12 protein-coding genes and 1 pseudogene are annotated in these 14286 nt (G+C 72.0%); 7 read left to right on the plus strand and 6 right to left on the minus strand.

The window, feature by feature from the left end; genetic code table 11:
* Positions 1-139 precede the first annotated feature (139 nt).
* The 4 genes from ACH495_RS31530 to ACH495_RS31545 form a co-directional block, all read right to left on the minus strand.
* Positions 140-2578 carry a non-reducing end alpha-L-arabinofuranosidase family hydrolase gene (locus tag ACH495_RS31530; protein ID WP_396861362.1) on the minus strand — a complete coding sequence of 813 codons (2439 nt, stop codon included), beginning with the start codon at positions 2576-2578 and terminating at the stop codon, positions 140-142.
* 200 nt (positions 2579-2778) lie between these two features.
* Positions 2779-5664, minus strand: a complete 2886-nt coding sequence (locus tag ACH495_RS31535) for a glycoside hydrolase family 9 protein (RefSeq protein ID WP_396861363.1) — start codon at positions 5662-5664, stop codon at positions 2779-2781.
* Between the two features lie 197 nt (positions 5665-5861).
* Entirely contained in the window at positions 5862-6050 is a 189-nt protein-coding gene (locus ACH495_RS31540; RefSeq protein ID WP_396861364.1) for a flavin reductase, read from the minus strand.
* A 68-nt stretch (positions 6051-6118) separates the two neighbouring features.
* Complete coding sequence (locus tag ACH495_RS31545) at positions 6119-6412, minus strand: hypothetical protein (protein WP_396861365.1); 294 nt, start codon at positions 6410-6412, stop codon at positions 6119-6121.
* A gap of 347 nt (positions 6413-6759) precedes the next feature.
* On the opposite strand from ACH495_RS31545, the gene ACH495_RS31550 reads away from it, so the two are divergent.
* The 5 genes and pseudogenes from ACH495_RS31550 to ACH495_RS31570 all read left to right on the plus strand — a co-directional run bounded on the left by ACH495_RS31550 (position 6760) and on the right by ACH495_RS31570 (position 8877).
* On the plus strand, positions 6760-7593 hold the full coding sequence (locus ACH495_RS31550) for a helix-turn-helix transcriptional regulator (RefSeq protein ID WP_396861366.1): 834 nt from the start codon (positions 6760-6762) through the stop codon (positions 7591-7593).
* A complete protein-coding gene (locus ACH495_RS31555; protein ID WP_396861367.1) occupies positions 7581-7775 on the plus strand; it encodes a DUF397 domain-containing protein in 195 nt (64 codons plus the stop codon). The genes ACH495_RS31550 and ACH495_RS31555 overlap by 13 nt, the downstream gene beginning before the upstream one ends.
* Before the next feature lie 208 nt (positions 7776-7983).
* Positions 7984-8422, plus strand: a pseudogene (locus tag ACH495_RS31560) (DUF5753 domain-containing protein); the annotation flags it as partial.
* On the plus strand, positions 8413-8604 hold the full coding sequence (locus tag ACH495_RS31565; RefSeq protein ID WP_396861368.1) for a DUF397 domain-containing protein: 192 nt from the start codon (positions 8413-8415) through the stop codon (positions 8602-8604). The pseudogene ACH495_RS31560 and the gene ACH495_RS31565, both read left to right, overlap by 10 nt.
* A gap of 81 nt (positions 8605-8685) precedes the next feature.
* The gene (locus ACH495_RS31570; protein ID WP_396861369.1) at positions 8686-8877 is read left to right on the plus strand and encodes a DUF397 domain-containing protein; all 192 of its coding nucleotides are present in this window, start codon (positions 8686-8688) and stop codon (positions 8875-8877) included.
* 894 nt (positions 8878-9771) lie between these two features.
* Here the strand turns inward: ACH495_RS31570 and ACH495_RS31575 are convergent.
* Both ACH495_RS31575 and ACH495_RS31580 read right to left on the minus strand, forming a co-directional pair.
* The gene (locus tag ACH495_RS31575; RefSeq protein ID WP_396861370.1) at positions 9772-10926 is read right to left on the minus strand and encodes a GNAT family N-acetyltransferase; all 1155 of its coding nucleotides are present in this window, start codon (positions 10924-10926) and stop codon (positions 9772-9774) included.
* Positions 10927-11007: 81 nt separating this feature from the next.
* A complete protein-coding gene (locus ACH495_RS31580) occupies positions 11008-11712 on the minus strand; it encodes an amino acid-binding protein (RefSeq protein ID WP_396861371.1) in 705 nt (234 codons plus the stop codon).
* 150 nt (positions 11713-11862) lie between these two features.
* Between ACH495_RS31580 and ACH495_RS31585 the strand changes: the two genes are divergently transcribed.
* Both ACH495_RS31585 and ACH495_RS31590 read left to right on the plus strand, forming a co-directional pair.
* Positions 11863-12936, plus strand: a complete 1074-nt coding sequence (locus tag ACH495_RS31585; RefSeq protein ID WP_396861372.1) for a phosphotransferase family protein — start codon at positions 11863-11865, stop codon at positions 12934-12936.
* Complete coding sequence (locus ACH495_RS31590) at positions 12937-14148, plus strand: acyl-CoA dehydrogenase family protein (protein WP_396861373.1); 1212 nt, start codon at positions 12937-12939, stop codon at positions 14146-14148. It begins immediately after the preceding gene.
* Positions 14149-14286: the final 138 nt, after the last annotated feature.

The raw sequence follows: 14286 nt of genomic DNA on the forward strand, positions 1-14286 counted from the left end.
GGTGCCAATCCGGCCCCTCCGGCGCGGCGCCCCGGGGGGCGGGGGCCCCCCCCCCCGCCGGCGGCCCCGCCCCCCGGCGCCCGGGGCGGGGGGGGGGGGGGGGCCCGCCCCCGGGGGGGGGCGGCCCACGCCCGGTCGGCTAGCGCTGGAGGGTCAGCACACCCGGCCGCCAGGGCAGCAGGTTGTAGTCGCCGCCCGCGCTGGGGTTCTTGCCCTGGTACAGGAACTGCAGGTTGCACGCGTCGATGGTCTTGGTCTGGTCGGGGTTGGTGCGGACCAGGTCACCGTGGCTGATGTCGTTCGTCCACGTCGCGCCGCTGTTGGCCTTGCCCGCGAACGGGTTGCTCTCGGTGGCGGCCTGCGGGGTCCACGAACCGCTGAGGCTGTTGGAGGTGAAGGAGCGGAAGTAGCGCCCCTGGCTCCCGATCGCCTCGACGATCATCAGATACTGGTTCTGGCCCTGGACCTTGTAGACCTCGACCGCCTCGAACAGGTTGTTTGTCGAGTCGGTCATGATCGTCGTGTAGGTCGAGCCGAAGCTGCCCGGGAAGTTCCCGAGCGGCATGCTCGACCGGTAGATCTTGCCGTTGTCCCCGGCGAAGAAGAGGTACATGTTCTGGTCGTCGCCGATGAGGGTCTGGTCGATCACGCCGTACGGCGCGTCGGGGAGGCTGGCGGTGGAGAGCGTCTGCGGCGCGGACCAGCCGTTGGCGTTGGTCGGGTCGCTCGACGTCTTGTAGCTGAACGAGGTCGGCCCCCACTGGTACGCCAGCACCCAGATGTTCTTCGGGGCGAAGTACAGCAGCGTGGGCGCCACGGTGCCCTGGCTCATCCCGGTCTGACCGGCCGAGGCCATGTCGGACCAGTTCGTGAACAAGCTGAAGTTCATCGAGCCGTACGAGCCGCTGCTGTTGACGTTGGACCCGTAGACCAGGTGCTTGCCGTTGTAGACCACGTTGGTGAAGTCCTTGAGCGACACCCAGCCGTTCGCCGGGTTCGTCAGCGCGCCGGTCGACGACCAGCGGTAGGTCGACGGGAGCGCGCAGCCGTTCGGCGGCGGCGTCGTGGTCGGCGGCGGCGTGGTGGGGGGCGGCGTGGTGGTGCCGAACTCGGTCCGCCACTGCTGGTTGGCCTGGCCGTTGCAGTCGTAGAGCTGGACCTGCTGGCCGTTGGCGGTGCCCCAGACGTCGAGGCAGCGGCCCGACTGCACGCCGCTGATGGAGCCGTTGGCGTTGACGTTCCACTGCTGGTTCGGCTGACCGTTGCAGTCGTAGATGATGATCGCGGTGCCGTTCGCGGTGCCCTTGGCGTTCGCGTCGAGGCACTTGCTGCCGTAGACCATCAACTGCTTGTTCGACGTGTACGTCCACTGCTGGTTCGACTGGCCGTTGCAGTCGTAGAGCTGCACCCGGGTGCCGTTGGTCTGCGTGGCGTTGGGCACGTCGACGCACCGGCCCGACTGCACGCCGACGATCCGCCCGGCCCCACCGCTCGGCGGCGGTCCCGTGGTCGGGCTCGTGGTCGGCCCCGAGGTCGGGGCGGCGGCGTTGAGCGCGTTGAGGACGGAGGTGTACGCGGCCTTCTTGTTGCCGCCGCCGTCGAACAGCAGCGGGCTCTCACCCGAGCGCCACGAGTCGCTGTCGCGCACGCCCCAGACCGTGATGCCGATGCAGCGCGGCACGTTGACGCAGGCCTGGGTCAGCCCGGCGTACTGCGAGGTCGACGCGTTGGTGACGTCGGCCTCGGTGAGCGCCACGTCCACGCCGAGGGCGGCGAAGCTGGACAGCGTGGTCTGGAAGTTGCTCGGCAGCGAACTGCCGCCGGTGAAGTGGGTCTGCAGACCGACGCAGTCGATCGGCACGCCCCGGGACTTGAAGTCCTGGATCATCCGGTAGACGCCCTGCGTCTTGCCGTACGACCAGTTCTCGATGTTGTAGTCGTTGTAGCAGAGCTTCACCGACGGGTCGGCCGCCCGCGCGGTGCGGAACGCCACCTCGATCCAGTCGTTGCCGGTGCCCTGCAGGTTGGAGTTGCGGCGGCTGCCGTCCTCGTTGAACGCCTCGTTCACCACGTCCCACGCGGCGAGCTTGCCCTTGTAGTGGGCTATCACACCGTTGATGTGGTCGATCATCGCCTGGCGCAGGTTGCTGCCGCTGAGGCTCTGCATCCAGCCGGGCTGCTGGGCGTGCCAGGCCAGCGTGTGCCCGCGCACCTTGAGGCCACGCTGGGTGGCCCAGTTGTAGATCTGGTCGCCGGAGTTGAAGTTGAACTGGCCGCGCTGGGGCTCGGTCGCGTCCGGCTTCATCTCGTTCTCGGCCGTGATCATGTTGAACTCACGCGCCGCGATCGTGCTGTACGTCGAGTCACCGAGCCGGCCGGCCGCGATCGCCGTGCCGAAGTAGCGGCCCGACTGCGCTGCCGCCGCGCCCAGCGTGCTCGCCGCGGCGTTCGCCGACGGCATCATCACCGCGACCGCGGCCACTGTCACGACGCTGACCGCGCCGGCGAGCAACGCTCTGACGGCGGGCGATCGCCGCCGCGAGTGCCCGCCACGCGGAACGGATGGACTCACTGTCACCTTGGCCTCCTTGGTGGGCCAACACCCGGGTCGCCTGGGCGGGGACGACCGGACGTCTCAGTTGAGGGATTTAACGGAATCGATGCTTTCATCGACCGGTCGTCCGGACAACAAGTTTCGGAAAAGTTTCGGAAGTTAATTCCGGGAACCGGCGGCCGGCCGGCCACGTGTATACGTGACCGGCCGGGCCGGAGCGACGGTCAGGAGACCGTGCAGGCCGCCCCGTTGAGGGTGAAGGCGGTGGGTTTCGGGTTCGTACCGGTGTGGGTGCCGTTGAAGCCGAAGCTCGTCGACGCCCCCGCCGCCAGCGCCCCGTTGTAGGCCAGGTTCGACGCGGTCACCGCCGTGCCGGTCTGGGTGACGTTGGCCGACCAGCCCTGCCCGACCTTCTGCCCGGTGCTCGGGAACGTGAAGGCGAGCGTCCAGCCGTTGATCGCGGTGGTGCCGGTGTTGGTGACGGTGACGTTCGCGGTGAACCCGGTGTCCCAGGTGTTCGCCGTCCAGGCCACCGCGCAGCCGCCGCCGGCCGGCGGGGCCGTCGTGGTGACGGTGACCGGCGGCGAGGCCGGCGAGACGTTGCCGGCCGCGTCCACCGCGACCACGGTGAACGTGTACGCCGTGGAGGCGGTCAGCCCGGTCACCGCGAGCGTGGTGCCGGCGGTGGAGCCGACCAGGACGGTGCCGCCCCGATAGACGCGGTAGCCGGTGACCCCTACCGCGTCGGTGGCCGGACCCCAGGTCAGGGTCAGGCCGGTCGGGCCGACCGCCGAGGCGGTGGGCGTGCCGGGCGCGGTCGGCGGGGTGGTGTCCGGCGCGGGCGCGGCCGGCGTGGTGACGGTCAGCGCCGCCGAGGCCGCGGAGCGGTTGCCGGCGCCGTCGAGCGCGCGCACGGTGAACGAGTACGTCCGCTGCGGCGCCAACCCGGTCACCGCGAGCGTGTTCGTGGTGGACTGGCGCAGCACCAGCGCGTCGCTGCCGGTCTGCGCCTGGGTCACCTCGTAGCCGGCCAGGCCGCTGCCGCCGGTGTCGGTGGCGGCGGCCCAGGTCAGCGTGAGCCCGGTGGCCGTGACGGCGGACGCGACAGGGGTGCCGGGCACGCTCGGCGCGGTGGTGTCCGGGGTGGCCGAGCCGGGCTCGTCGCCCCAGACCCGCACGCCGCCGGAATACAGCGGCACCTTCCGGTTCGGCCCGGCGGTGGCCTGGTACGACGGGTCGTTCGTCGGGTCCCAGGTGCCGCCCTCCGGCACGCCGATCTTGAACTGCACCTCCATCCGGTGCTGCGACTGCCCGGCCGGCGCGATGGTGTAGCCGGTGCAGTCGACCTCGACGTACCAGATGTCGCCGCTGAACTGCTTGGCGGTCGACGGCGACGGGCAGCCCTGGGTGTAGCCGGGCGTGACGGTCACCGGGCCGGTGCCGTCGGGCCGGAAGTAGTACCGGAACTTTCCGGTGGTGAGCGCCCGGGCCGGGAACGCCGACTTGTTGTAGATGACCGCCTTCAGCCCGGTGGCCCGCGGCTCGGCCTGCATCACCGTGGTCTCCACGGTCAGCTCGTCCATGTCGGGCGTCTCGGCGACCGGGAACCCGGCGCGCGGGCTGCCGCCGTACTCGCCTGTCAGCCGGGCCAGCGCGGAGGTGAAGCCGGCGTTGTAGTCGGTGGCCACCTCGTTCATCACGTAGTCCGACCGGCTGTCGCTGTAGGCGTCGTTGGCCGACGACGGGCCACCGACCAGCGCGCCGTAGAGCACGTGCCGGGTCTCCGTGGGCACGGTCTGGCTGTCCCACCAGGAGCCGTGCGCGGTGCGGTGGTGCGGGTTCTTCGGCGCGTTGTTCCCGAACCCGATCACGTAGCTGGAGTTGCGCGGGTTGTCGCCGAGCGCGTAGTTGATCTGCCGGACGGCGAAGTCGTGGTAGCGCGCCTTACGCGTCGCGTCGGTGGTCTTGTCGCTGTAGACCAGCGCGGCGAACGACGTGTTGGCGGCGTAGCGCAGCGCGCCCCAGGAGTCCAGCACCGCCATCCCGCCGGGCGAGTACGGCACCCGCTGCCCGTTGACGCCCACGGTCCAGTAGTCGAGCCAGCGGTTGGCGTCGTCGACGTACTTCTGCTTGCCGGTCAGGTTGGCCAGCAGCACGTACGCGCCGAACTGCTTGTTGTCCCAGGCGAGCGTCCACTTGTAGGAGCGGGTGGTGGACTGCGGCTCGGTGCCGAGCTTGTCGTACTCGCTCTCCGCCTTGGTCAGGTAGGTCGCGTCACCGGTGGCCCGGTAGAGCCAGATCGCGCCCCAGACCAGCTCGTCCTGGTAGCCGCTCCACGACTTGTAGAACGACGCCGCGTCGGTGATGCACTCGCTGTAGGCCTTCCGCACCGTGTCGGCGAACGTGTAGAGCTGCTTGGCGTGGCCGAGCAGCTTGTCCGCGTAGGCGGCGTCGGTGGGGCGGAACACCATCGACGACGCGGCCATCGCGGCCGCCGTCTCGCCGGCCAGGTCCGCGCCGCCACAGCTCGCATCGATCTTGTACGCGGGCCGCGCCATCGGCAGCACCTCGGCCGGCCCCCACCACTTGTGGTCGTCGTCGCCCTTGCCGACCTGGCCGTAGAGGACGTTCGGGGCGGGGTGCGCCTTGATGAAGTAGTCGTTGACGAAGCGCAGGTTGTTGAGCAGATAGCTGAGTTGGCCGGAGGCGACGTAGCCGTCCCGGTACTCGACCGCGCCCCAGGCCAGCATGGTGGCGCTGAACGCCATCGGGAAACCGAACTTCACGTGGTCGCCGGCGTCGTACCAGCCGCCGGTGAGGTCGAGGCCGGCGTCGGCGCCGTCGGTCAACGCCGAGTCACCGCGCCAGGAGACCCGGTTCCAGGCCGGCTTGCGGCCGGACTGCTGCGCCTCGTAGAAGAACAGCGACTTCTGCAACGCCTCGGCGTAGTTGTACGCGGGCGCGGCCTGCGCCGCCGGGGCGGGCGCGGCGGCCGGCGCGGCGGCGGCCGGGAGCGGTACGGCGGTGGCCAACGCGGCCACCAGCGCGGCGCCGGCGGCGAGCAGCCGGCGGGACGGGCGACCGCGCGGCGGCGGGGTCGGTCGGGGCATGGCGAGCTCCTGTGGAGGATGGGCTGCCGCACGGCGGCGCGATCGGCGTCGGACGGTGCCGGTCGGGCCGCCGTGCGGCGGTGGTGGTGGGGTGGGCCGCAGGAGCGCCGGGAGCGCTCCCATGGATGGTTGACAATGTAATCTCGCGATCACCCGTTTGGGAAGACGGCCCGGTGCCGGGGGGCACTCGGGGATGGTCAGCCGCGAGGCTCGGCCCAGGCGGTGAAGCGGTCTTCGAGGTCCGCCGGACGCCGGCCGCTGTCCAGGTCGGCCAGTTCCTCGGCCGCGGTCTCGTGCAGGGTCAGGAGGTACGCCCTCAGCTCGGCCTTCCGCTCGCGGTAGCGCGCGAGGAGGCTCAGCTTCGCCGTCGAGCACGGCCAGGCCACCCCGCAAGCGCGGCAGCGCCAGGTGGGCCGCGACGGGACATGGTCGGCGGGGCCGGGACGGCGGGCCATCACACGAGAGCGCCGACGCGCGGGCGGCGCTGCGACACCGGCGGCGGTGGGGTCAGCACGCGCACTCCGCTCCGCCGCAGGTACACCGACCGGCGGGCGGTCGCGTTGCCGTCCGGGCCGAGCTGGTAGACGTCGGCCCACAACCACCCGTCGTACGTCGTCCAGTCCAGCACCCGGATCAGCCGGGCCCTGATCGGACGGACGAACTGCGGCGACGCCTCCCGGGTCAGGTGCAGGACGTCGCCAGCACGCAGCGCGGGCACCTCCGGCCGACGGCGGCGCAGCCTGGTCACCGGCCGTCGCCCGGTCGAGGAAAGAGCGTCGTCGCGGCCGGCGACGACAGCCAGCGCGACGACGGAACGCGGTTCGGCCGGACCGGCGGCGGAGTCGACGGCGGGCTGTGGGTCGGCTTCTCCTCGGGCACGGACACGCCCTCCTCTCGGGTGGAAAGGGGAAGGGCACCGCCCCGCGCTGGTGCCTGCCGGGCGAGGCGGTCCCCTGACTGACACGGTCTCCGGGTCTCAGGTGGTCCCTGCCGGCCGCGCCGTCTGTCCTTCCACCCTGGACGCACGCCCCTTACGCTCGGAATAGTGATTGCCTGATCGCGGAGCGTGGGGGCCGGGCGCGGGTTCCCGAAGAAATGTGTGGAGCATTGTGGAAGGGCGTGGAAGCCGTGGGAATCTCGCCGTCTGAGTACCTACTACGCGAGCTACGGCGGCGGCGCACGGCTGCCGGGCTAACCCAAGCCCAACTCGGCGAGCGGGTCTTCTGCTCGGATTCGCAGGTGAGTGCGATTGAGACAGGCACGAAGCCGCCGACGTTGCCGTTCCTTGCCGCCGTAGATAAGGCACTGGCGACGGGTGGGTACTTCGCGACGCTCTGGGAAGAGCTGGTCAAGGGCGATGCTGCGCCGGTATGGCTCCGCGAGTGGATCGAGATTGAACGCGAAGCGACGGCGCTTCGCTGGTACGAACACGCCTTCGTGCCCGGCCTTCTCCAGACCGAGGCGTACGCGCGGGCGACATTCCGCGCGGCGCGAGTGCCGCTGCCGGAGCTTGACCAGCGCGTGACGGCGAGGTTGGAGCGGCAAGCGGTCCTCGACCGCGTGCCAGCTCCGCGGCTCTTCGTGGTGCTGGACGAGATGGTCGTCCGCCGGGCCTGCGGTGGTCCGGAGATGATGGCCGAGCAGGTTGAGCACCTGATGACCTGCGCGGAGCAGCCCCATATTCAGTTGCGTATCGTGCCGCTGTCCGCTGGCATTTACTCAGGGCTGGCCGGAGCGTTCATCCTGGCTGACCTACCCGACGGATCACGGGCCGGCTATGTCGACAACCAGTTGGCAGCGCAGATCGCGGGGCAGCCGGATCCAGTTGCTAGCCTGGGCCTGTCGTGGGACGTGGTCCGGGGCGAAGCCCTCCCGCTCGGGCAGACACTCGACATATTGAAGGAAGCGGTGAAGACATGGACAACATGACGGGTGTTCATTGGCGGAAGTCATCCCGCTCGTCCACCAACGGCGGGGCCTGCGTGGAGGTCGCCGACAACCTTCCCGGCGTCGTCGGCGTGCGGGACTCGAAGGACCCGTCCGGCCCGGCGCTCGCTTTCGAGCCGGCGTCCTGGCGGGCGTTCGTCGCCCAGATTGCCGAGCGCGGCTGACCGAACCGGCCCCGAGAGCGTCCCGGACCCGTGCGGCCCGGGGCGCTCCGCCCATGTCAGACACCCCAGGAGCTGAGGTGTCAACCCGCAGCGGGTTGCTTGCGGTGCGACCAGGCAGTTGTCGCGTTGTAGGAGCTGGTGGTTTTAGGCAGCCGTGGAGGATGCCGACGAGTCGGTTGCCGACCTGGCGTAATGCGGCACGCTTACCGTGCTCGGCGGGGCGAGCCTGATCCCGCGTGCGGACGTTGAGCGGCATACTGCCGTCCTCCTTGCCCGGCAGGGCCTTCGGCGTGATGATCCTCCGCTGTTTACGGCTGTCGTTGATGAAGCCGTTCTACGGCGTCCGAGCGACCATGCGGAAACAGCTTCTAGCGCTCGCCGAGGCGTGCGCCGAGCCACATATTCGTGTTCACGTGGTGCCTTCGTCAGTCGGTGCTTACGCCGGACTGAACGGGTCCTTCGTGCTCGCTACCTGCCCTGACCACCGAATCGCCGGATACCTCGACAACCAATTACAGGGTCAAGTAGTTAGCGCGCCGGACGTGGTGGCGGCGATACTGGCAGCGTGGGAGGCCGTCCGCGGCGAAGCCCTCTCGCACTGGCAGTCAGTTGACCTCATCACGGAAGTGGCAGAGACATGGACATGACCGGCGTGCAGTGGCGCAAGAGCACCCGCAGCAGCGGTAACGGCGGGGCCTGCGTCGAGGTCGCCGACAACCTTCCCGGCGTCGTCGGCGTGCGGGACTCGAAGGACCCGACCGGCCCGGCGCTCGCCTTCGAGCCGGCCTCCTGGCGGGCGTTCGTCGCCCAGGTCGCCGCGCGCGGCTGACCGAACCGGCCCCGAGAGCGCCCCGGACCCGTACGGCCCGCACTGGCAGTCAGTTGACCTCATCACGGAAGTGGCAGAGACATGGACATGACCGGCGCGCACTGGCGCAAGAGCAGCCGCAGCGGCAGTAACCAAGGGGCCTGCGTCGAGGTCGCCGACAACCTTCCCGGCGTCGTCGGCGTGCGGGACTCGAAGGACCCGACCGGCCCGGCGCTCGCCTTCGAGCCGGCGTCCTGGCGGGCGTTCGTCACCCAGGTTGCCGAGCGCGGCTGACCGCTCCTGACCCGAGAGCGCCCCGGACCCGTGCGGCCCGGGGCGCCCTGCCGCCGGGCCTGCGGTGGTCTGGCGTGATGGCCGAGCAGGTCGAGCATCTGATGACCTGCGCGGAGCAGCCCCATATTCAGTTGCGTTCGTGCCGTTGTCCGCTAGCGCCTACCCCGGGCTGCCCGGAGCATTCATCCTGGCTGGCCCACCCGACGGAACACGGGCCGGCTACGTCGACGACCAGTTGTCAGCCTGGGACTCTGTCGCTGCACGTGGTCCGGGGCGAAGCGGCGAACCCCTGCCGATCTTGGACTTGTGGCACCTCCGATTTCATGCTGAATCGGACATTTCCTGGCACCACAAGTCCATGATCGACGAAACGCTCAACTCGAGCCCGCCGCACTTCCAAGCCGAGCGGGTGATCATGAGGTTGACGGCGGAGTTGATCTCCGTTGATGCCGCCAACTTCATGATCACCTCTCTGTCCCACCGCTTGTCCGCCCATCGGAGCCCTCGCAGGTGTGATCAAGGAAGACATGGACAACATGACGGGTTCTCCGCCCAGGTTGCCGAGCGCGGCTGACCGCTCCTGGCCCGAGAGCGCCCCGGACCCGTACGGCCCGGGGCGCTCTGCCGTGTCGGGCGTCGGCGGGCGTCGGGGCTGGCGACGCGTGGTCGGCATCTTGCCGGCGGGCAGGTCGCGGCGGACGAACCGTCAGCTACCTGCCGCCTAGGGACACGAACGGGGCCCCCGCACCGGAGGCCCCGTTCGTGTCACCGTCCCCCGCATCGGAGGTCGGTCAGGGTGGCGCCGCATCGGCGCCGGTGTCGGCTCCCCGCCGGGCCCGTCGGCGTGCCGCGCCGTTGCGGCTCGCCCAGGGGCCCGGCCGGACGGCCGTGAGATCAGATCGGACCCGACCGCTGGCTCGGCAAGCCGTGGCCGGCCCGCGCCGGCAGGGCCGTCCCCGTGCCACAGGCGGCCTGCGCCGGCGGCACCGGCCCCGCGACGCGACCGGCCGGGGAGGCCGGAGCGGGAGCCAGCGGTACGGTCGCGGTGAGCACGCCGCCGTCGCGCTCCAGCGCCACCGGCCGGTCCAGCCGGCGCAGCGTCCGCAGCATCGGCGTGTTCTCGGCCTGCACGTGCAGCAGCACGGCGGCGCACCCGGCCCGGCCGGCGTGCCCGAGCAGGCGCCGCAGCAGCGCCGAGCCGAGACCCCGACGCTGCCAGTCGTCCTGGACCAGCAGCGCCGCCTCGGCCTCGTCGCCCTCGCCGAGCAGGTTGGCCATCGCCACGACCGGCGCCGCCGCCCCGCCGGCGCCCGCCGTGGCCAGCAGGGACACCCCCCGCGCCGGTTCGAGCAGCCGGCGCAGCCGGGCCGGCGACGGGTCCGCCGCCCCGCTCAGGTAACGCCGCTGCCGGCTCCGCGCCGAGCAGCCGGCGTGCAGCTCGCGTACGGCCGGCACGTCGTCGGCGGTGGCCGGCCGCACCGACACCTCACCACCGTCGGGCAGCACCAGCGTGACCCGGTGGGTGTCCCGGCGGTCCAGCGTCGCCGCCAGCTCGACCAGCGCCTGCGCCCGGGCGTACTCGGCCGGGGTGAAGCTCGGCTCCCGGCGGCGCAGCTCGTAGGCGCCGCCCGCCGGGTCGGCGAGCAGCATCGTGGTGCCGCCCACGCCGCCCGGCGCGGCGGTGGACGTCGGGCGCCAGGTCACCGCGTCGGCGCCCAGCAGCGCCCGCAGCGTCGCGCCGGCCCCCTCCGGGTCGCGGACCAGCCGACCGGCCAGGCCGAGGAGCCGGGTCGGCTCGTCGGCCAGCCCGCGCGCCTCGCTGCGCGCGACCCAGCAGTCCCGCCCCCGGCCCCGCTCGACCGCCGCCCGCAGCTCGGCCTCGGTGACCTGCTCGGGCGCGTCGACCAGGAAGTCGTCGACGGCGCCGACCTCGGTGGTGTGCACCTGCACGGTGAGGATGTTGACCCCGCGCAACGCGAGGCTCGCCGTGAGCACCGACAGGTAACCCGGCCGGTCGTCCACGGTGGCTCGGATCCGCCACAGCGCCATGGTTGTCTCCCTTCCTCGCCACCGAGCCTGCCGGTCGGCTGTTGCGCGCCCGTTGCCCCGGGGTGACGCCGGGCCACCGGGTCAGGTGATGGTGGTCACCGGCGGCGCGCCCACCAGGTCCAGCCGGTCGCCGAGGATCACCGCGCTGGCGCGGACGAGCTGGGCGAGCCGGTCCACCTCGGTGGCGTGGAACGCGGCCGCCGAGAGCGGCTCAGCGTGGTCGCGGGAGACCACCAGCACCAGCCCGGCCCGGCCGAACGGCGCCACCGCGTAGTGGTGCCCTTCCGGGCTGGTCAGCGCGCGGGCCCGCAGCGGGGTCACCTCGGGCAGCCGGGCCGGCGTCGGGGTACGCCAGCTCGCGTGCCCGACCGTGGCCGAGCCGGCCCCACCGGGACGCGAGGCCCAGTCCAGCGGCACGACCGCGGCCACCGCCCAGTCCGCGGCGAGCAGTCCCGGCACGGCGTCGACCAGCGTGGCCACCCCGTCGGTCGGGTTCGCCGCCACCTGGGCGAGCAGCTCCGCGTCCTGGCCGGTGGTGGTGGGCGTGCCGATGGCCCGCCACACCCCGTCCACCTTGACGCCGGGGATCGCGGCCAGCCCGGCCAGCAGCCGCTCCACCCGCGCCGCGCCCGGCCAGACCACCGTGAAGTCGTCGACCGCCCGCCCGCCGAGCCGCTCCAGGACCACCACCTGGACGATGTCGGCGCCGGAGACACCGAGTGTCCGGGCCACCTGGCCGAGCGTGCCCGGTCGGTCGGGCAGGGTCACCCGCACTCTCAGCAGCATGTCTGATCCCCTCCGCTCGGCGGGCCGGCGCGGTGGCCGGCAGGCTGGGACCCAGCCTGCCGGCCGGCCGTTTCGTCCCCGTTGCCGCGGCATGTCCCGCCGGGAAAATCCGACCTTGACAACAAAGCTGAGCTGCCGTCGACTATCCGGATGACCGATCCGGCCGTCGACGCTGCCCGGCCCCCGACCGGTCCGGCCCCGCGCGGGCTCGACCTCGACCGGCTCGCCGCCCACCTGGCCACCCACCGGCCCGACCTGGCCGGGCCGCTGTCCGCGCGGCTCATCGCCGGCGGCAAGTCCAACCTGACCTACCTGCTGCGCGCCGGTGACCGCGAGGTGGTGCTGCGCCGGCCGCCGCTCGGGCACGTGCTGGCCACCGCGCACGACATGGCGCGGGAACACCGGGTGATCTCGGCGCTGGCCCCGACCGGCGTGCCGGTTCCGGAGGCGCTGCTGCTCTGCACCGACGAGAGCGTCATCGGCGCGCCGTTCTACCTGATGGCCCACGTCGACGGCGAGGTCTACCGGCGGCGTGAGCAGACCGACGCGCTCACCGCCGACCATCGGCGTGACCTCGCGATGGCGATGATGGACACGCTGGCCACGCTGCACCGGGTGGAGCCGGCCGAGGTGGGGCTCGCCGACTTCGGCCGCCCCGACGGCTACCTGGCCCGGCAGGTCCGGCGCTGGGCCGGCCAGCTCGACCGCTCCCGCAGCCGCCCGCTGCCCGGCATCGACGAGCTGCGCGACGCGCTGGCCGGCAGCGTGCCGGAGGGCACGAACGCGGGCCGGATCGTGCACGGCGACTACCGGCTGGACAATCTGCTCGCCACCGTCGACCCGGTGGTGGTGCGGGCGGTGCTCGACTGGGAGATGGCCACGCTGGGCGACCCGCTCGCCGACCTCGGCCTGCTGCTCACCTACTGGGACGTGCTGGGCGACAGCGACCACGCCGAGGGCAACCCGGTGGCCGACGGCATCGGTCCCCGGGCCGGCTTCCCCACCGGCGCCGAGCTGATCGACCGGTACGCCGGCCGCAGCGACGTCGACGTCGGGCCGCTGCACTGGCACGTGGCGCTCGGCTGCTTCAAGCTGGCGGTGATCTGCGAGGGCATCCACTACCGCCACACCCTCGGGCAGACGCTGGGCGAGGGCTTCGACCGGATCGGCGAGATGGTGGCGCCGCTGGTCGCGCACGGTCTGCACGCGGTGAGGGAGAGATAGATGGAGTTCGCGTACGACGACCGCACGGTCGAGCTGCGGCGGCGGCTGGAGGCGTTCCTCACCGAGTGCGTCCTGCCGGCCGAGCCGGTGCACCACGCGCAGGTGCTCGCCGCCGGCGACCCGTGGGCCCGGCCGCCGGTGATGGACGAACTGAAGGCCGAGGCCCGGGCCCGGGGGCTGTGGAACCTGTTCCTGCCGGACGCGCGCTACGGCGCCGGCCTGACCAACCTCCAGTACGCGCCGCTGGCCGAACTGACCGGCCGCAGTCCGCACCTGGCCCCGGAGGCGCTCAACTGCGCCGCGCCGGACACCGGCAACATGGAGCTGCTGGCCGAGTTCGGCTCCGACGCGCAGCGGGAACGCTGGCTCGCGCCGCTGCTGGACGGTGCCATCCGCTCCGCGTTCTGCATGACCGAGCCGGAGGTCGCCTCCTCCGACGCGACAAACATCGCCACCCGGATCGTCCGCGACGGCGACCACTACGTCGTCAATGGCCGCAAGTGGTGGTCGTCCGGGGCGATGGACCCGCGCTGCGAGATCTTCATCGTGATGGGCAAGACCGACCCGGACGCCGACCGGCACCGCCAGCAGAGCATGATCCTGGTCCCCCGGGACACCCCCGGCGTGACGGTACGCCGGGGCATGACCGTCTTCGGCTACTCCGACGCCCCGCACGGCGGGCACGCCGAGATCGACTTCGTCGACGTCCGGGTGCCGGCGGAGAACCTGGTGGGCGCCGAGGGCACCGGCTTCGCCATCGCCCAGGCCCGGCTCGGCCCGGGCCGGATCCACCACTGCATGCGGCTGGTCGGCATGGCCGAGCGGGCCCTGGAGCTGCTCTGCCGACGCGCCCTGGACCGGGTGGCGTTCGGCCGCCCGCTCGCCGAGCAGGGCGTGGTGCGGGAGTGGATCGCCGAGTCCCGGGTGCGGATCGAGCAGGCTCGGCTGCTGGTGCTCAAGACCGCCTGGCTGATGGACACGGTCGGCAACAAGGGCGCGCACACCGAGATCCAGGCCATCAAGATCGCTACCCCGGCGATGGCCGAGTGGGTGATCGACAAGGCGATCCAGGCGTACGGCGGGGCCGGCGTCAGCCAGGACACCCCGCTCGCGGCGCTCTGGGCCCAGGCCCGCACGCTGCGCCTCGCCGACGGCCCCGACGAGGTCCACCGCGCGTCCCTCGCCCGCCGCGAACTCCGCCGCTGGTCCTGACCCGCCCCCGCACCACCCACCCCACCCATCCCCCACGCCCGCTGATTCACGGAGCTTGTCTCATCCTGTTTGTGCTGGTCGGGGGGTCTTGACGATGGTGTGGTGGGTGTCGAGTCGCTGACCACGGGCGTGGTGATC

Source organism: Micromonospora sp. NPDC018662 (genome assembly GCF_044391475.1).
Taxonomy (GTDB): domain Bacteria; phylum Actinomycetota; class Actinomycetes; order Mycobacteriales; family Micromonosporaceae; genus Micromonospora.